The 18,121-nt window shown below is 64.6% G+C and carries 17 protein-coding genes; 7 read left to right on the forward strand and 10 right to left on the reverse strand.

Going from position 1 to position 18,121, the window contains the following annotated elements; genetic code table 11:
* The first annotated feature begins 18 nt into the window (after positions 1-18).
* Together NFH97_RS08060 and NFH97_RS08065 are read left to right on the forward strand one after the other, a co-directional pair.
* Positions 19-1,374 carry an 8-oxoguanine deaminase gene (locus NFH97_RS08060; protein ID WP_349624648.1) on the forward strand — a complete coding sequence of 452 codons (1,356 nt, stop codon included), beginning with the start codon at positions 19-21 and terminating at the stop codon, positions 1,372-1,374.
* Positions 1,375-1,633: 259 nt separating this feature from the next.
* On the forward strand, positions 1,634-2,983 hold the full coding sequence (locus NFH97_RS08065; protein ID WP_052704445.1) for a uracil-xanthine permease family protein: 1,350 nt from the start codon (positions 1,634-1,636) through the stop codon (positions 2,981-2,983).
* Positions 2,984-3,079: 96 nt separating this feature from the next.
* On the opposite strand, the gene NFH97_RS08070 is transcribed toward NFH97_RS08065, so the two are convergent.
* Entirely contained in the window at positions 3,080-3,643 is a 564-nt protein-coding gene (locus tag NFH97_RS08070) for a GNAT family N-acetyltransferase (RefSeq protein WP_162816504.1), read from the reverse strand.
* A 243-nt stretch (positions 3,644-3,886) separates the two neighbouring features.
* On the opposite strand from NFH97_RS08070, the gene NFH97_RS08075 reads away from it, so the two are divergent.
* The 3 genes from NFH97_RS08075 (at position 3,887) to NFH97_RS08085 (ending at position 6,067) form a co-directional block, all read left to right on the forward strand.
* Positions 3,887-4,696 carry an enoyl-CoA hydratase gene (locus tag NFH97_RS08075; protein WP_045993886.1) on the forward strand — a complete coding sequence of 270 codons (810 nt, stop codon included), beginning with the start codon at positions 3,887-3,889 and terminating at the stop codon, positions 4,694-4,696.
* Between the two features lie 123 nt (positions 4,697-4,819).
* Positions 4,820-5,656, forward strand: coding sequence for an IclR family transcriptional regulator (locus NFH97_RS08080; RefSeq protein WP_108131892.1), 837 nt, complete (start codon positions 4,820-4,822; stop codon positions 5,654-5,656).
* Positions 5,657-5,692: 36 nt separating this feature from the next.
* Positions 5,693-6,067 (forward strand): Rieske (2Fe-2S) protein, encoded by a 375-nt coding sequence (locus NFH97_RS08085; RefSeq protein ID WP_349624649.1) that lies wholly within the window; start codon positions 5,693-5,695, stop codon positions 6,065-6,067.
* 114 nt (positions 6,068-6,181) lie between these two features.
* On the opposite strand, the gene NFH97_RS08090 is transcribed toward NFH97_RS08085, so the two are convergent.
* The 7 genes from NFH97_RS08090 to NFH97_RS08120 form a co-directional block, all read right to left on the reverse strand.
* Complete coding sequence (locus NFH97_RS08090) at positions 6,182-7,612, reverse strand: MmgE/PrpD family protein (RefSeq protein ID WP_348827384.1); 1,431 nt, start codon at positions 7,610-7,612, stop codon at positions 6,182-6,184.
* Positions 7,613-7,627: 15 nt separating this feature from the next.
* Positions 7,628-8,767 (reverse strand): AbrB family transcriptional regulator, encoded by a 1,140-nt coding sequence (locus tag NFH97_RS08095; RefSeq protein ID WP_348827383.1) that lies wholly within the window; start codon positions 8,765-8,767, stop codon positions 7,628-7,630.
* Between the two features lie 3 nt (positions 8,768-8,770).
* A complete protein-coding gene (locus NFH97_RS08100; protein WP_349624650.1) occupies positions 8,771-9,508 on the reverse strand; it encodes an SDR family NAD(P)-dependent oxidoreductase in 738 nt (245 codons plus the stop codon).
* A gap of 25 nt (positions 9,509-9,533) precedes the next feature.
* A complete protein-coding gene (locus tag NFH97_RS08105; protein WP_108449461.1) occupies positions 9,534-11,039 on the reverse strand; it encodes a tripartite tricarboxylate transporter permease in 1,506 nt (501 codons plus the stop codon).
* A gap of 14 nt (positions 11,040-11,053) precedes the next feature.
* Positions 11,054-11,515 (reverse strand): tripartite tricarboxylate transporter TctB family protein, encoded by a 462-nt coding sequence (locus NFH97_RS08110; protein WP_108449460.1) that lies wholly within the window; start codon positions 11,513-11,515, stop codon positions 11,054-11,056.
* A 151-nt stretch (positions 11,516-11,666) separates the two neighbouring features.
* The gene (locus NFH97_RS08115) at positions 11,667-12,638 is read right to left on the reverse strand and encodes a Bug family tripartite tricarboxylate transporter substrate binding protein (protein WP_108449459.1); all 972 of its coding nucleotides are present in this window, start codon (positions 12,636-12,638) and stop codon (positions 11,667-11,669) included.
* Between the two features lie 390 nt (positions 12,639-13,028).
* On the reverse strand, positions 13,029-13,724 hold the full coding sequence (locus NFH97_RS08120; protein ID WP_349624651.1) for a GntR family transcriptional regulator: 696 nt from the start codon (positions 13,722-13,724) through the stop codon (positions 13,029-13,031).
* A gap of 309 nt (positions 13,725-14,033) precedes the next feature.
* Between NFH97_RS08120 and brnA the strand changes: the two genes are divergently transcribed.
* Positions 14,034-14,162 carry a type II toxin-antitoxin system BrnA family antitoxin gene (gene brnA, locus NFH97_RS08125; RefSeq protein WP_502878689.1) on the forward strand — a complete coding sequence of 43 codons (129 nt, stop codon included), beginning with the start codon at positions 14,034-14,036 and terminating at the stop codon, positions 14,160-14,162.
* 26 nt (positions 14,163-14,188) lie between these two features.
* On the opposite strand, the gene NFH97_RS08130 is transcribed toward brnA, so the two are convergent.
* Together NFH97_RS08130 and NFH97_RS08135 are read right to left on the reverse strand one after the other, a co-directional pair.
* Complete coding sequence (locus tag NFH97_RS08130; protein ID WP_349624652.1) at positions 14,189-14,803, reverse strand: MarR family winged helix-turn-helix transcriptional regulator; 615 nt, start codon at positions 14,801-14,803, stop codon at positions 14,189-14,191.
* Positions 14,804-14,887: 84 nt separating this feature from the next.
* On the reverse strand, positions 14,888-16,087 hold the full coding sequence (locus NFH97_RS08135) for a GGDEF domain-containing protein (RefSeq protein WP_222516231.1): 1,200 nt from the start codon (positions 16,085-16,087) through the stop codon (positions 14,888-14,890).
* 700 nt (positions 16,088-16,787) lie between these two features.
* Between NFH97_RS08135 and hmgA the strand changes: the two genes are divergently transcribed.
* A complete protein-coding gene (gene hmgA / locus NFH97_RS08140; protein ID WP_349624653.1) occupies positions 16,788-18,107 on the forward strand; it encodes a homogentisate 1,2-dioxygenase in 1,320 nt (439 codons plus the stop codon).
* Positions 18,108-18,121: the final 14 nt, after the last annotated feature.

An 18,121-nucleotide genomic window follows, 5' to 3' on the forward strand; every position in this document is an offset into this window, starting at 1 on the left:
CCAACCCAGGAGAACTGCATGAGCTCACATCCCCCCGTCACTTGGATCAAGCATCCACTGGCCGCCAGCGCCCCCGACGCGGCCGGTGGTGTCGTCGTTCAGGACGGCCGAATCATCGAAGCCGTGGCCGCCGGCCAGACGCCCCGACCCCGCGTCGAGCAGACCTTCGATGCCTCCCGCCACGTGCTGCTGCCGGGCCTGGTCAACACCCACCACCACTTCTACCAGACCCTGACCCGGGCCTACTCGCCGGCGCTCAACAAGGAGCTGTTTCCCTGGCTCACCACCCTTTACGACGTCTGGGCCAACCTCGACGAGGCCCAGCTGGCGCTGGCCAGTGAGCTGGCCATGGTGGAGCTGCTGATGAGCGGCTGTACCACCGTGGCCGACCATCACTACGTGTTCTCCGGCGCGCTCGAGCACGCCATCGACGTCCAGGTGGAGACCGCGCGTCGGCTCGGCGTGCGCGCCGCCCTGACCCGCGGCTCGATGAGCGTGGGGCGCGAGCAGGGCGGGCTGCCGCCCCAGTCGGTGGTGCAGGACGAGGCGACCATCCTCGACGAGAGCACCCGTCTGATCGACACCTACCATCAGCGCGGCGAGGGCGCCATGGTGACCCTGGCGCTGGCGCCCTGCTCGCCTTTCTCGGTCAGCCGTGAGCTGATGGTCGACAGCGCTCGTCTGGCCGAGCAGAAGGACGTGCGCCTGCACACCCACCTGGCAGAAACCGAGGACGAGACGCAGTACTGTCAGAAGCTGTTCGGGATGCGACCGCTGGACTACCTCGAGGCCACCGGCTGGCTCAGCGATCGCACCTGGCTGGCCCACGGCATCCACTTCAACGACGACGAGGTCGCCCGCCTCGGCCAAGCCGGCACCGGCATCGCCCACTGCCCCTCATCCAACATGGTGCTGGGCTCTGGCATGTGCCGCACCCTGGAACTCGAGGCCGCCGGCTGCCCGGTAGGCCTGGCGGTGGACGGCTCGGCCTCGGCGGATCACTCCAACCTGGCCGAGGAGATGCGCCAGGCGATGCTGATCGGCCGCCTGCGCTACTCGCCCAGCCAGGTACGTCACCAGGACGTCATCCGCTGGGCCACCGAAGGCTCCGCGCGTTGTCTGGGGCGCAGCGACATCGGCGGACTGAAGGTTGGCCAGCAGGCCGATCTGGCGCTGTTCCGGCTGGACGAGCCGCGCTTCTCGGGCGCCGAGAACCCGCTGGCCGCCCTGCTGCTGTGCGGTGCCCACCGTGCCGACCGAGTGATGGTGGCCGGCCAGTGGCGGGTGGCCGACGGCCAGCCGCTCGACGTCGATCTGGGCGAGCTGATGGCCCGCCACAACGCGGCGGCGGTGCGGCTAAGGCGTGCGGTCTAGGAGGCTCGGGGCGCGCCTGGACGCACACCTTCGAACAGGACGACGGGAAGACAAAAGGCAACAACAGCGAACGACGAACGGATCTCGAGCGCAGCGCGGCACCACGGGCCAGGGCCGACGCTGCCGCCCCCTGACAACGGTCGCCGTGCCACGGCAGTCAGCACAGACGGTCTGACACCTGTCACGGTCTCCGGGGTTTCGCCGCCGACGCTCCGACAAGGACGCCGGTGCTACAACGACAACAGGAGAAAACCCTGCCATGCCCACCCACGACTCCTCCGGGGACACCCTGGAAAGCGCATCTGTGCGCTCGACCCATGACGTCAACGCCATGCCGCCCCTGGGGCGCGCCATTCCGCTGGGCCTGCAACACGTGCTGGCGATGTTTGTCGGCAACGTCACGGTGCCGATCATCATCGCCGGCGCCGCCGACCTGCCGGCGGACCAGACCGCCTTCATGATCCAGGCGGCGATGTTCGTGGCCGGTGTCGCCACCCTGGTGCAGTCGCTGGGGATAGGCCCCATCGGCGCCCGCCTGCCCATCGTCATGGGCACCAGCTTCGGCTTCGTCCCGGTGCTGATTCCCATTGCCGTGGGCATGGGACTTCCGGCGGCCCTTGGCGCAGCCCTGTGTGGCGGGGTCGCCATGGCCCTGGTGGGCATGTTTCTGCCGGTGTTCCGGTTTCTGTTCCCGCCGGTGGTCACCGGCACCTTCGTGGTCATGCTCGGCACCCTGCTGATGCCGGTAGGCTTCGCCTACTGGGGCGGAGGCTTCGGCGCCGCCGACTTCGGCGCCACCCACCACCTGCTGCTGGGGGCGCTGGTACTGGTGGTGACCCTGGGTCTGCACCAGTACGGCCGCGGTATCTGGTCCGAAGCGGCGCCGCTGATCGGCCTGATCACCGGTTACGTGGTGGCCACCATGTTCGGCTATATCGACTTCTCCACCATCGGTGACGCCGACTGGCTGTCGCTGCCGGTGCCGCTGACCATCGGGCTTGAATTCCATCTGGCGGCGATCCTGCCGGTGGTGCTGCTGGCGGTGGTCACCTGCGCCGAGTCCATCGGCGACATCGTCGGCACCACCGCCGGCGGCATGGACCGCGAGCCGACCCACAAGGAGCTCTCCGGTGGGGTCATGGCCGACGGCCTGTCCAGTGTGTTCGCCGCGATCTTCAACGCCTTCCCCCAGATCAGCTTTAGCCAGAACGTGGGCATGGTGGCGCTGACCGGTGTGGTCAGCCGCTATGTGGTGGCCATCGGCGGCGCCTTCCTGCTGCTGGCGGGCCTGATCCCCAAGCTGGGCGCCATCGTTTCCAGCATCCCCAATTCGGTGCTGGGCGGGGCGGTACTGATCATGTTCGGCATGATCGCCAGCGCCGGCATCAAGATGCTTTCCCATATCGACTTCAACAAGCGCAACATGGTGATCATCGGGGTCTCGCTGTCCGCCGCGGTGGGCCTGCCGGCCCAGGAAGGGCTCTACGCCAATCTGAGCGACAACCTCCAGGCCATCATCGAGTCAGGGCTGATCCCCGGCGCGCTGTTTGCCATCGTGCTCAATCTGGTACTGCCCAAGGCCGATCGGGTCTTCCGCGACAGCGTCTGACACGCCACACCGTCCCCTCGAGGACACCATGACGCCACTTTCGGGCCCGCCACGCGGGCCCGCTTCGTTTCCCCAGGACAGGGACGCAGCCCAGGCTCAGCAGCTTCTGACTTCACGGTAGCGATGACGCCTGTAGACCTTCACGCGCTGGCCCTCGAGCGTCGTCATCCCTTCCCACACGAAGCCCGCGTTCTGTGCCACTCGGCTCGACGGCACATTGGTGGGATCGACCACCGCCACCAGCGACTCGCAGTCGGTGATGGCAAAGGCGTGGGCCACCACCGCCAGGGCCACCTCGGTGGCAAGCCCTCTACCCCAATGATGCACGGCGTAACGATAGCCGATGGCCAACTCCCGCTCGCCGTCGAGGATCTCGTGATCGAAGCCGCAAAAGCCCATCAACGCTCGCGATACCGGGTGCACCACCGCCCAGTAGCCAAAGCCCTTGTCGGCGTAGCTCGCGCGACAGGCATCGAGAAAGCGACGGCTACCCGCCATGTCCTGCACACCGTGGAGCGAGTGACGCATCACCCGGGGATCGGCCAGCAGTCGGCTCAAGCCAGGTAGATCATAGCGCTCTAGCGGGCGCAGCCGGCTACGCGGCGTGGCCAGCACGTCGCCCTGCATCGGCCTGGGCCTCAGCCTGTCGTCCTGCATCATGCGCCTCTCGCGTCGTGGATCGCTTGTGCGAATGTACGCCATCCTCCACGGCCATGACCACGGACGCTGGCCGCCAGCAAGCCGCCCCTGACGTCGCCCTGTCGCTAGCCTGACGCCGCTCTGGCGCCGCCCTGGCGTCAACCAGGGAGGCCAGGCCACTCTTCCCCTTTGGTCGAAGCAGGCCCCGAAAAGGCGTCATCACGCGCTAGGCTTGCGAAGTTTTCCCTCGTTGGAGCCATGACGATGCCCGCCTCACCTTCCGCCCAGCCTGACACCGGTGACCTCGCCGTGGTGCGTCACGATGATCGTGGGGTCGTCCATCTGACCCTCAACCGCCCGGCAAGCTTCAATGCCCTGTCCCGGGACATGCTCACCGCACTGGATGATGCCTTTGCCGCAATCGACCCTGATCCTTCGTTGCGGGCGGTGGTGATCGCCGCCGAGGGCCGCGCCTTCTGCGCCGGCCATGACCTCAAGGAGATGCGCGAGCTCGGCGACGAGGACGCCTATCGACAGCTCTTCGCCCAGTGCTCCCGGGTCATGCAGCGCCTGCAGGACTGTCCGGTGCCGGTGATCGCTCGAATTCAGGGGCTTGCCACCGCCGCCGGCTGCCAGCTGGCAGCCAGCTGTGACATGGCGGTGGCCGCCCGCTCGGCGCGCTTCGCCGTCTCCGGCATCAAGGTCGGGCTGTTCTGTTCCACCCCAGCGGTGGCGCTGACCCGCAATATCGGTCCCAAGCAGGCCGCCGAGATGCTGTTTACCGGTGAGTTCATCGACGCCGACCAGGCGCTGGAGTGGGGCCTGGTCAACCGGGTCGCCGAGGACGACGCCCTCGACGACAGTCTCGAGGTGCTGCTCGACAGCCTGCGCGCCAAGAGTCAGGTGGCGCTGTTCACCGGCAAGGCCATGCTGGCCCGCCAGCGAGCCCTGCCGCTGGGCCAGGCCTACGCCTACGCAGGCGAGGTGATGGCCGCCAACATGATGGCCGAAGACGTGGCCGAAGGCATCGACGCCTTCGTCGCCAAGCGCGCCCCCCACTGGCGCCATCGCTGAGCGCCGGACCAGGCTCAGCCAAGGCAGAGCCGCCTGTGGAAGCCTTTTCCGCAAACGCGACAAGCGGCCGCGCCAACAGGTATGCTAAGGACTGTGCCAAACGGTTGACCCAGGAGATGCAAGGTGACGGAAAGCAAGCGCAGAACGGCCGGCCGACCGGCCAGCGGCAAGGCCAGCGGAGGCCACAGCCAGTCGCTGGTGCGGGGACTCAACCTGCTGGAATTGCTGGCGATGCACCCGGGCGGCCTGGCGCTGTCCGACATCGCCGAGCAGGCCGATCTGGCACCGTCCACGACCCATCGCCTGCTGCAGGCCCTGCTGAGCCAGGGCTTCATCACCCAGGATGAGGAACTCGGCGTCTGGCGCATCGACGTCAAGACCTTTCGCATCGGCAACAGCTTTCTCGAGGCACGCGACTTCGTTGCCACCAGCCGTCCTTACCTGCGCCGACTGACCCGTGAGACCGGCGAGACCGCCAATCTGGGCGTGCGTGAAGGCACCACGGCGGTGTTCCTGGCGCAGAGCGAATCGCCCCAGATGATGCGCATGATCACCCGTCTGGGCTCACGTGCCCCGCTGCACGCCTCGGGCGTGGGCAAGGCGCTGATGGCCTGGCTGCCCGACGACGACCTGGAGCGGGTGCTGGCCGAACGCGGCCTGGACCGCGTCACCGTCAACACCCTGTCGAGTCCCTCCGAGCTGCGTCGCGCCATGGCCGAGATCCGTGAACGCGGCTACGCCTGCGACCGCGAAGAGCATGCCATCGGCCTGCACTGCGTGGCTGCCTGCATCCACGATGAACTGGGCACGCCGCTGGCGGCCATCTCGGTCTCCGGGCCGGTGGCGCGTATCCCCGACGAACGCCTGTCCCAGCTCGGCGAGCTGGTGCGCGCCACCGCCGCAGAAATTACCGCCCAGCTAGGCGGACGCATTCCCGCCGCCGAGGACTTCAAGCCCTGACACCCGGGTTCACCGGCTCCCCCAAGAGATCCCCCGATGACCGACGCCTGGCGCAAGTACAAGAGCGCACCGCCGCCCGGGACCGCCGTGCTGGAATCGACCAGCCTGGCCCCGGGCGAGAGCCGCTGCCTCAATCTCGAAAGCGACAACGGCCGCTTCCCGCTGATCCTCGCCCGCCACGCCGATGGCCGGGTACACGCCTACGTCAACGCCTGCCCCCATCAGTACCTGCCGCTGGACGGCCGCGGCAGCAACATCCTCAGCCGCGACGGCGAGCTGTTGATCTGTACCCACCACCAGGCCTGCTTCCGTCTCGACAGCGGCGAAGGCATCTCCGGCCCCGCCCAGGGCGAGGCACTGGACCCGGTCCCGGTGCAGGAAGTCGATGGCTGGTGGGTGATCGGGGAGTGAGGAGGGCGTCTCAATTTAAACAACTAGTGCAACACCTGACAGGCGATAGACAGAAGGGGGAACCAGCCCCCCTTCTGTCTTTTGCTACCACGACAAAGGGTCCAAACCGGACGTTCAGCCATTCAAGCGCTGCGCCAGCACGCTGACATCGTCGAGTTCCAGCACCTTCCACACGTCGGCGATCAGGTCGCTCTGAGCCTGCTCATCGAGAACGCCGTCACAACAGGAACGCACCTTCTGTTCGACTTCTTCATCACTCAGCGGGTTTTCCGGGCCGCCACGATAACGCTCGTCAGCCCAGCCGCTGACGTCTTCGCGCCCCTTCAGGCGCAGGGTGATGCGCGAGCGCATCTTGTCGAAGCCCTGGGCTTCGATCTGTTCATCGAACTCGGTGCGGATGCGCCGCTGCATGTCCTGCATGGCACTGGAAGCCACGAACTCGTCCGAGAACTCGACCTTGCCCGCCTGACGGTTGAGCGCAATCATCGCCAGTGCGGCGGGCAACGAGAACTTGGCCTGGAGGTGATTGGCGGCGATCGGGTAGCGGATAGGATTGAGAATGTTGGAGCCGGCGTGGACGATCACCTCCTCGATATCGTCAGCACTGGCGTCGGCCTCGAGCACCAGGCGTAGCATCAAGTCGATGGTCGGGTGGGTCAGCACGCCGCAGGGGTAAGGCTTGATCGACACCCCAGGCTCGACGATGGACCAGGTCTTGCCGAAGCCCTGGGTCAGCTTGTCCTCGCTGGCGCCGCCGCCCTGCACCGCCATGAAGCCCCAGGGGCCGTCCAGCGCCTCGGGGTCGGCGGTAAAGCCACGACTTGCCAGCAGTGCCGCAGTCACGCCATTTTCCGCCGCGCGGCCTACGTGCAGCGGCTTGGTCATGGTGCCGAAGTTACAGCGGATACCAGCGGCCAGGCTCGCCGCGATACCCAGGCCATGGCGCAAGGTTTCGCCACGAAGCCCCATCAGCTTGGCCGCACTGGCGAAGGCGCCAAAGGTGCCCACGGTGCCACTTGAGTGCATGCCCTGCATGTAGTGCTGGGGCAACATCCATTCAGATATCTTGCTTTCCACCTCGAAGCCGGTGAGGAAGGCTTCCATGAAGCGCTTGCCATCGACCCCGCCGAGCCGCTGGCTGACCACCAGGCTGGCGCTCAGCGGCGGAATGGTAGGGTGGGTCAACAGTCCATAGATGTGGGCCGGGTCCTTGCTGACCTGGCTATCGTCCCAGTCATGGGCGTGACCGGCGGTGCCAAGGACGCGGGCGGCCTGGGCGACCGGCGCTCGGGCATCTCCTTGTCCCAGAACCAGTGCATCGGCGCGACCGCCGGACTCCACAGCCTCCTCGGCCAGGATCTGGACCGAATGCTCCTCCGAGCCGGCGACAAACAGGCCCACTCCATCCAGTACGCAGCGGGTCCCGATGCGCAGCGCTTCCTCGGGAATCTCCTCGAAGCGAACCGATTCGATGAATTCGGCAGCCTCGGCGGTAATGCGGGTGTTGGTGGGCATCTTGGCAAAGACGTTGGTTGCGACAGACATGACGCAGTCTCCTTATCAGGATCGTCGTGAGCATGAGCTCGAGGATTCGTGAAACAAGGGCAGGCGTGACAAGCGAGCCCACAAGGGCCCTGCGAAAAGGTTTACCGACAGGGCGCGGATGGCATGAAAGCCCGCCACCAGGGCGGCGTTCTGGCCCAGGGCCTGGGCGGTCAGGGTCATCTCGGCCATACCCCCCACGGAAAAGCCGAGCACCAGGGTCTGCCGACTCTCCTCCGAGCCCGACATCCCGGCCACCAGCAGCGCCGCCACCGCCGCCATCAGACCGATCAGCAGGAGGATCGGAATGCCGCTGGCGATAGCCCTCGGCAGGGCCAGCAAGCTGGCCCGCTGGAACTTGGCTCCCAGGCCAAATCCCACCACCACCTGGGCGGCGATCAGCACCCACTGGGGCAGATGCAGCACCTGCGGCGGAGACACAGGCAGCAGCTCGGCGCCGGACAACACGCCGGCGACCACCAGCGGCGTCAGGAACCAGGCCGAGGGCATGCCCAGACGCGCGGTCCCCCAACTGGCCAGGGCACACAGCGCCAGCATTCCGATCAGCCACCACGGCCCAAGCTGGACGCCCGAGCCGAACGCCTGTGTCATCGGCTGACCGTTACCGCTTGTCAGCAGCAGTACCGACGGCAGCAGGGTGACGATCAGCCCGACGCGAATGGCGTGCAAGGCGGCGATCGCCGCCCGGTTGGCGCGGTAGCCCTCGCCGATCTCGGCCATCTCGATCACCCCGCCGGGCAGCAGACAGAAATAGGCGGTGGCCTTGTCGAGCCCTGCAAGGCGTGCGAAAAGCGGCGTGCACAGGATCGCCAGGGTCACCCCCAGGGCCGCGGAGGCCAGCATCATTGGCAACCAGCCAACCAACTGACGGGCCACCTCCGGTGTCACCCACAAGCCGACGCTTGCCCCCACCACCATCAGGCCGGCGCGCTGGATCGGTCTGGGAGCCCGGGCCGGCAGGCCCAGCCCCGCCCAGATGCCGATGGCGATGGCCGCCCCCAGCAACCAGCCCAGCGGCAGACCGAGAGCGCTCCAGCTACCGCCACCGATGACGGCAACCATCGCCGGCAGCAGGAAACTGCGCCACCAGTGCGCCATTCGGCCCTGGTCGGGTTCGGGTTTCAGGTAGATGGTCATGGCTTAACCGAGGTAGCTGCCGCCGTTGAGATGGAAGGTCTGGCCGGTGCTGTAGCGCCCCGCCGGCCCGACCAGATGACACACCAGCGCGGCCACCTCCTCGGGCTTGCCCAGTCGGCCAACCAGCGGCCCCTTGCCGCCACTCAACCTGGGCGGCGGCGAGCCTGCCGTCCGTTCGGTATCGATCTGTCCCGGTACGATGCAGTTGGCGGTGACGCCGCGCTCGCCGTATTCCACCGCCAGCGCCCGGGTCAGCCCCACCACACCCATCTTCGAGGCGATCACGTTGGCCCGTTCGGCGGCACCCAGATGAGCGCTGACGCCACCGAAGGTGACAATGGCGGCCTGGTCGGAGGCCAGCAGCAGCGGCAGGCAGGCCCTGGCGGCAAGAAAAGGCCCGTCAAGGTTGACCGCCATGACCCGACGCCAGTCATCGAAGGTCAGCTCGGCGAAGGGTTGATGGGGACGAATGGCGGCGCAGCACACCAGGCTATCGAGCCGGCCGAAGCGCTCACCGACGCTTGCCACGGCGGCATCGACGGCTTCGGGGTCGGCAATATCGGCGGCCAAACCCAGTCCCTGACGTCCCAGTGCCTCGATCTCGGCAAGGGTGTCATCCATCGCCTGGCCGTGATGACTGGCAATGATCACCACATCGGCACCCTGCTCGGCGAGTCCCAGTGCCACCGCACGACCGATATTCCGGCTGCCGCCGGTAACCAGCGCTACACGTCCCGACAAGGGTTCTGTCCTGGGCCCGGTCATGTCATTCACCTCCCGGGGTCGTACTCGGGCCACTGCGTACACGACGCACTGCACCGGACAATGGCTTGTAGAAGATGCTCAGTGCGGCCAGCACGAAGAACAGCAGGGCCACCGGACGCTCGAGGAAGCGGCTTGCGTCCTGATCGAAGATGATCAGCGACTGGGCCAGAGAGTTCTCCACCAGCGAGCCCAGCACCACACCCATGATGATCGGCGCCGCGCCGAAGCCGTAGCGCTTGAGCCAGAAGCCGATGAAGCCGGCAATCAGCATGATGGTGACGTCGACCAGGCTCTGGTTGACGCCGTAGGCGCCCACCACGCACAGCGCAAACACCGCCGGCCACAGGAAGGTGCGCGGGATCAGCGAAATGCGGGAGAACAGCTTGGCGCCGGCCAGCCCGAAGACCAGAAAGACCAGGTTGGCCACCAGCATGGCGGCAAAGATCGAGTACAGCAGGTGGGGCTGGTTCTCGAACAGATAGCTGCCCGGGCGAATGCCGTGAATCTGCAGGCCACCGAGAATCACCGCCGCCGTGGCTGAGCCAGGGATGCCAAGCGCCAGGGTAGGCACCATGGAGCCACCGGTGGCGGCGTTGTTGGCCGCCTCCGGGCCTGCGATGCCTTCGATCTCGCCGGTACCGAACTTGTCGCCGTTCTTCGACCAGCGGCGCGCCTCGTTGTAGCCGATCATGGCCGCCATGGTGCTGCCCTCCGCCGGCAGGATACCGATGAAGGTGCCGATACCGGACGAGCGCAGAATGGTCTTCCACACCCGCTTGAAGTCTTCCCGGGACGGCAGTTTGATGGCGGTGAGCGAGATGCGCTCCTTGGCCCGGTCGATGATGTCGGACTGGGACAACAGCTCCGACACCGCGAACAGGCCAATCAGGATAGGAATGAAGCTGATGCCTTCGTAGAGCTCCGGCACGCCGAAGGTAAAGCGCTCGACGCCGGTGGTCAGGTCTACCCCGACGGTGGCGATCAACAGCCCCAGAGCCCCGCCGATCAGGTTCTTGACCGGCGACTTGCCGCTGATCGAGGCCAGCATCGACAGCCCGAAGATTGCCAGCGCGAAGTACTCAGGTGGGCCGAAGGAGTGGGCGATTCGGGCCAGCGCCGGGGCCGCCAGCACCATCACGATCAAGGAGATGATGCCGCCGATGACGCTGGATACCGCCGCCATGCCAAGTGCGCGACCGGCCTCGCCCCGCTGCGCCATGGGAAAACCGTCAAAGGCGGTGGCGGCGGCAGGCGGAGCGCCGGGGGCGTTGATCAGAATAGCGGTGATGGAACCACCGAAGGTACCGGCGCAGTAGAGCGCCGCCAGCATCGATATCGCCGGTACTGGCTCCAGATAGATGGTGAAGGGCAGCAGCAGGGCCACCGCCATCGATGAGCTCAATCCCGGCAGCGCTCCTACCAGCACACCGATGATGGTGCCAAGCAGGATGACACCGAGTGAGACCGGGTCGGTGAGGATGCCAAGCCCCGTTAGAATAGGATCCATGGTCGTCTCCTTGTTCAGGACAGCCAGGGGCTCAGCACGCCCTGGGGCAATCTGAGCTGCAAGGCGTGGGTAAACAGCAGGTAGATGCACGCCGGCACGCCGATGGCGTAGATCGCCACGGCCAACCGACGCCGCTCACCCCACAGCAACGGGATGGCCAGGCAGGTCAGCACGGTGGTCAGGGTCAGGCCGAGCACACCGAACAGGAATACCGATACCAGCAGCACCAGCGCAGTGGTCCACATGCGCCAGGAGATGACCGGCTTGGTTTCTTCCTCGTGGCCCCGCCCCTGGATGATCATCACCAACGCAAGCACGGCGATCACTCCCAGGATCAGCTGTGGCATGTCTGCCGCCTGCATGCCTTGGGCGAAGGACGGAGGTACGCTGTCGAAGTCGGTAGTGATCAGGTACAGCCCGCCGGCCAGTACCAGCAGGGCGCACCCGGGAAGCAGATCTCGCCAGTGACGAATCATGTGCGACTCCTTCTTGATGTTGATGCCCCGTGGGCCTGGACCGAAGCCGGGCCTGGGGAAACGACCCCATCGATGGCAGCCGAGACGCTCCCTGTCTCATGCCCTGTTTTCAGCCCTGGTTTCAGCCCTGCCCCGCGTCCAGCCTGACGATTCACTGGAGCAGCCCCAGGTCAGTCATGGTGACCTTGCCCGCCTCGTACATGCGGCGGATCTGCTGGTCCCAGGCCTCGCTACCGGCGACGCTGGCGCTATCCAGGCCAATGCCGTCGAGATACTCCTGATAGCGCTCGCTCTGCATGCCATCGAGCATGGCCTGTTCCAGCGCGTCGACGCGCTCCTGGGGGGTGTCCTTGAGCACCACGTAGCCGCGAACGGTGGAGAAGGACACGTCCATGCCGTTTTCGGCCAAGGTCGGCACCTCCGGCAGGGCCCCCATGCGCTCGTCGGCCATCACCGCCAGAGGACGGAATTCTCCATCGGCAATCTGGTCCTGGGTTTCCGAGATATTGAGACCGGCGGCGTCGATATCACCGCGAGACAGGGCGGCGGCAAACTCCGCACCACTATCGAACGGTACGTAGGAAACCCTGATGTCGGCCTCGTTGGCGAAGCTCATGGCGGCGATATGGTCGACACCGCCAATCTGGGTTCCGCCCCACTTGATCGTGCCGGACCGCCCAGCCTCGATCAGATCATCGATGGAGGCGTAATCGCTGTCGCCGCGAACCATGACGATGATCGGGTCGTCGGTCGCCCGAACTACGCCACGAATGTCATCGATACCGATCGGGGCATTGCCGCGCAGCATGGTGAACAGATGGGTCGGAGTGATGGCCATGAGGGTATAGCCGTCTGCTGGCTTGCCACTGACATAGCTCATCGCCACGGAGCCTCCGCCGCCCTTCTTGTTCTGGACGAAGACATTGCTGTCGAGTTGCTCCTGGGTCGACAGGGCCACCATTCTGGCAGTGGTATCGGTGCCGCCACCGGGCGAGGTGTGTACGGCAATCTCTATCGGATCGACAGGGAAGTCGTCCGCCGCCAAGGCGGAGGCGGAGAGCATGGCGAGGGGGCTCGTGGCGATGCCTACCGCCAGCATGCGGATCGTGAACCAATGGCGCATGGTGGTTCTCCTTTGGAGTCGTTGTTGAGAAGTCACTGCATGACCTGCTGCGTCTGGAGGTGCATTGTAAACTGTTAACAGTTTACAGCCTGTAAACTAGCAGAGCGGATCACGTCCCATTAAGTAGACGTTGGTCTACTGCTTATGCGGATTGGTGGGTAAAGGAGCATCGACTCAGCGAGCCCCGCTGGTCGAAGCGATGCCACCTGCGCCTTTGACGCACGCATCACTCGGACCGAGGCGTGAAGCTAGACACCACGAAGCGCTGTCTGCGTGTCGTACTGGCAGATGGCGTTGGTCAGACGTTCCAATCGCGACGCCACTGACTCGCTGGCGATACGCCAATCAGAAGGAACAAGAACGAAAAGGGGCCGGTCGACGTCTCAGGCGTCAAGCCTGTCGATCGTCGTCCGGGGCCGCAGCGAGTGCCTCCTCCATCCGACGCCATCCGGCCATCACGTGATCACGCAGTGCCCTGGACGCCCCATCAGCGTCACGTGCCGAGATCGCCCTGACGATCGTCACGTGCTCGGCGTTCGAAGCCTTCAGGTTGCCGCGTTGCACCAATCCGCGACGACGGAACAAGTGCAGCTGCTTGATCGTGTCGTCATAGTAACGAGCCAGAGCACTATTGCCAGTGTGGGTCATCATGGCGTCGTGGAAACGCAAGTTGAGCTGGTAGTAGTCATCGAGATCCTCGCGCTCGGCGGCCTCGCCCATTCTGTCAACCAGAGCCTCCAGTTCTTCGATCACCTCCTGGGTGGCCCGCTCGACCAGCAGCTCCCCTACCAGAGCGGTCAAGGCACGCCGCACCTCGTACAGTTCGCGGGCTTCGTCCAGACTCATTTCGCGTACGTAGGCGCCGTGATTGGCGACATTGCGGATCAGACCAGCGTACTCGAGACTGCGGCACGCCTCGCGAATCGGTCCGCGACTGATATCAAACCTGGCGGCCAACGCACTCTCGTTGATACGGTCGCCGGCGGACAGCTCGCCAGAAATGATCAACTGCTCGATGGCATCGCGGGCAATGGACGTCAGCGTACTGGAGCGTCGCTGGCCAATCCGATCCTTGGTCGAGTCCATATCGGTCTCCGTGCACTCAGTATCGTCAACTGTTAACAGTATCATGTCATCTCACACCCGCAAGCTCTGGCAGCCCCTCCTTCGAGGGGTCCACTTCATGAGGTCAGGCGTGAGATCTCTCAGCATCGCCCTGACCGCCGAAAAGTACTTGAGAGCAGGCAGCATCGCCGCCAGCCAGTTGGCGGTGGCGACATATCGAGGCGCTGGACCCGGTACCGGTGCAAGAAGTCGATGGCTGGTGGGTGATCGGGTGATCGGGTGATCGGGTGATCGCGAAGTGATGGGGCGAATCCACCTGTCGCAGTGGGAGTGCGCCCCAATCAGTCACAAAGACGGGGCAACGTCGACTTTCCTGTCTGGATGATCGAGTCTCTCGACAAGGAAGCCAGCCGCCCGGGAGTGACTCGCCAATCGATCATCGAGGTGTGGCTGGCCTAGCGCCTGGAGCAGTGCGCGAACAGGCCCTAGCGATCCTGATCGAGCTCGGGAGAACCCGGCGTCTCCATGGGATCGCCGGAGCGGTCCTGGGACCAGGGGCCACTGCCCTGCTCCAGCCGATCGAGCTGGCGCTCGAGCTTGCCGATCACGCTTATCAGTTGATGACACTCGCCCTGAGAGAGAGCGGCCACCACATCGGCCTCCCATTGCAAGGCATCGGGGATCAAGTCGGCCAGTAAGGCCTGCCCCGCCTCGGTCAGTCGCAGGTGCTGTACACGCTGGTCACTGGGCGAAGGCGTTCTTCGGATCAGACCACGCTCCTCCAGGGCCTGTACGGCCCGAGAAATACGCACCTTATCCATGCGAGTAGCTTGGGCGATCTGCTTGGCCGATAGCTCATCGAGGTGCGACAACCACGCCAGCACTCGCCACTGGGCAATGGTCAACTGGTAACGTTCGGCGTACATCTGCGAAAGCGCCTGACTCAAACGGTCCGCCAGGCTGTTCAGCCGGTACGGCAGGAACTGCAAAAGATCCAGATGCGGTACCCCGCTGCTGGTCGGTGTTTCTCGCTTACGCGAGCCCATGGCCTCGCCCCCGTGGTCAGCGTCCATCGCGACAGCGCCACGCCAGCGTGGCACGCCACCATCCGTCACTGACGATAACCAGGAACGCCAGAACCGGCAACGTAGCTCGCGACCTTACCATCAGCATCGCTTTCGCACTCACGCCTGGCTCTCGCGACAGGCTACTACCTGGTCTCTGCCGTCACGCTTGCCGACGTAAAGCGCCTTGTCGGCGCGATGAATCAGCACTTCCAGATTGTCCTCATCGGGCCGGGCTTCGACAATGCCGATGGTAACGGTGACCGCCGCCCCCCTCTCACCCCCCTCAAACGGCAGCGCCAGGTCGGCGACCGCTCGATGCAGACGTTGAGCGACGGGCAAAGCGTCACTCAAGGAGGTATCAGGCAATGCGACCACGAACTCTTCGCCGCCGAAACGCGCGATCAGATCATGGGAACGCAGTGACTCGGCACACACTCGGGCGATCTCCATCAGCACTCGGTCTCCATGACTGTGGCCCCAGGTGTCATTGATAGTCTTGAAGTGATCGACATCCAGCATAAACAGGCTGAAGGGCGCCTGTGCTTCCCGGGCAGACTCAAACATGCTCTGGGCCCGCTTCATGAAGTGCCGACGATTGGCGAGACCGGTCAAGGCATCGCGCTCGGCCAGCTGTCTCAACTGACCTTCAAGGGACTGACGATGCGCCATCTCACGAAGCAATTGTCGGTTTTGGTCGCGCTCTTCGCTCAATATCGCGAACTGCTTGCGCTGCAGGCGCTCTACCCGCAGCAAGGTGCAGAACCCGACCGCATTGGCCATGATCAACAACAGCGCCATGCGCAACACATCGACGGGCGAACTGTCGGCAAAGATGGCAGAGGCGCACAGAAAACCGATACCCAGATACAGGCTCGCCATCGCCACCACGGTGAGCAGGTTGGGAATCAGCAGATAAAAGGCCATGGTAGCAACGATGACAGCCATCATCTGCGTCGAAAGGGAGTCCGGACGTAGCGGAACAATCAGGATGATGCCCGTCGCCATAACCCACAACGGCAAAGCATGCAGCCAGAGGCGCTGCGAATAGCTTCCCCATCGACCAATCGCCCAAGCCAGAAAAAGACAGCTACCGACGACGACCACGCGCATGGCCAGCAACAGGTAGAGCTCGCGGCTCTGGCCGACATAAAAGTAATCGGAAATCGAGAACATGCCGAATATCAATGCGGCAAGCATCCAGGCCAGTCGTGACTCGCAGCGCACCCTCGGCTTGATCGCGCGGCGATACCAGGCTTCTCGCTCAGTTTCACGAAACTGTCCGGTTAACCAATGCACCAGATGGGGCATCTTTGCCATCGACACTTGCTGTTCTCCCTGTGCATAGGCTCGACGTCTGAGGACCGATGCCCACTACCTTCGTCATGTCGAGATCGAAGGGACTTTTGTCCACTTCACGTTGACGGCGTCTTATTATTTTTTAAACAAACGCTTATATGACTTTAAAATAACTCAATAACACGATGATAACGTTACTTTTCGTGGCAGCACTGCCCAATTCTATGCTTTTCGCGGCAATGGCACAGCGTCTGTCGTGCTCTCTCGAAGTCCACTTCACTTGCCAGGAAGTAGCCCCCATCTCGTATTGCGAGCTTCACACCCCGCTGGCTATCACGACGCCGATCCACACTTGCCCAAAGTGGGTGGGCGCGGTCTAGGCGACCTTTCCCCTGCGCTCATACCGTCGCCTGGCCCCTTGGGGATAGTGTCTACACCGCACCCAACCGCCCAGTGAAGCTTCGCACCACGGCATTGCTATAGACGTATGTCTTAGCCCATCAATCTCATGTTTTTAAAGGATAAATCAGATGCCGGTGGGGTTGGCACCGTCTCCCCAGCGATAAGGCCTGGAATATAGTTTCAAATGAAACTATATTCCAGGCATGCCATAGCGATGATGTGACCGCCTCGACCCGAGCTTTATCACAGGACTCAGTATGCAGTGGGGCGGCGAGCATCCCGACACGCCACCTCATCATCCTGAGCGGAGGATTTCCCGATGTCCCGACGTCTCGACCAGACGCCGCTTGCGTATCAAAGCGGTTTTCGTAATCACTTCGCCAGCGAAGCGCTGCCCGGCGCCCTGCCCCAGGGGCAGAACTCGCCCCAGCGCTGCGCCTACGGGCTCTACGCCGAGCAGCTCACCGGCTCGGCCTTCACCGCGCCGCGCAGCCATAACCTGAGAAGCTGGCTCTACCGCATCCGCCCCTCGGTGGCCCAGAGCGCCTACCGCCCGCTGGAGCACGGCGGTCTCGCCACCGCGCCGCTGTCACGTCCCGCCGCGGACCCCAACCAGATGCGCTGGGACCCGGCTCCCCTGCCCGAGGCGGCCACCGACTTCATCGATGGTCTTGCCACCATCGCGGTCAATGGCGACGCCGGCACCCAGGCCGGCTGCGGTGTCCATGTCTATGCCTGCAACCAGGACATGACCGAACGCTTCTTCTACAACGCCGACGGCGAACTGTTGATCGTGCCTCAGCTGGGCACCCTGCGCCTGGGCACAGAGTTCGGCGCGCTCGAGGTGGGCAACGGCGAGATCGCGGTGATCCCGCGCGGGGTCAAGTTCCAGGTCCGCATCAGTGAGGGCGACCAGGCCCGGGGCTATGTCTGCGAAAACTACGGCAGTCCCCTGGAGCTGCCGGGGCTCGGCCCCATCGGCGCCAACGGCCTGGCCAACCCGCGCGACTTCCAGTCGCCGGTGGCCGCCTACGAGGACCTCGAGGGCGACTTCGAACTGGTGGCCAAGTTCTCCGGGGCTCTGTGGGCGACCCGGCTGGACCACTCGCCGCTGGACGTGGTCGCCTGGCACGGCAACGTGGCGCCCTACAAGTACGACCTGGCCAACTTCAACACCATCAATACGGTCAGCTTCGACCATCCGGATCCTTCGATCTTCACCGTGCTGACGTCAGCGTCGGACACCGAGGGCATGGCCAACATCGACTTCGTGATCTTTCCGCCGCGCTGGATGGTGGCCGACAACACCTTCCGCCCGCCCTACTTCCATCGCAACCTGATGAGCGAGTTCATGGGCCTGATCCACGGCGAGTACGACGCCAAGGCCGAAGGTTTCCTGCCCGGCGGCGCCAGCCTGCACAACTGCATGTCGCCCCACGGCCCCGACGCCGAGACCTTCGAGAAGGCCTCCGACGCCAGCCTCGAGCCTCAGTATCAGGGGGCGACCCTGGCCTTCATGTTCGAGAGCCGCTACGTCTTCCAGCCTACCGAAAAGGCGCTGGCCACCGATTTCCGCCAGCGCGACTACGTGGATGTGTGGAAGGGACTCAAGTCCCACTTCGATCCGACGCGGCCCTGACCGACCTCTGCTTT

The sequence above is a fragment of the Halomonas sp. SCS19 genome (genome assembly GCF_040147015.1).
Lineage (GTDB): Bacteria > Pseudomonadota > Gammaproteobacteria > Pseudomonadales > Halomonadaceae > Halomonas > Halomonas litopenaei.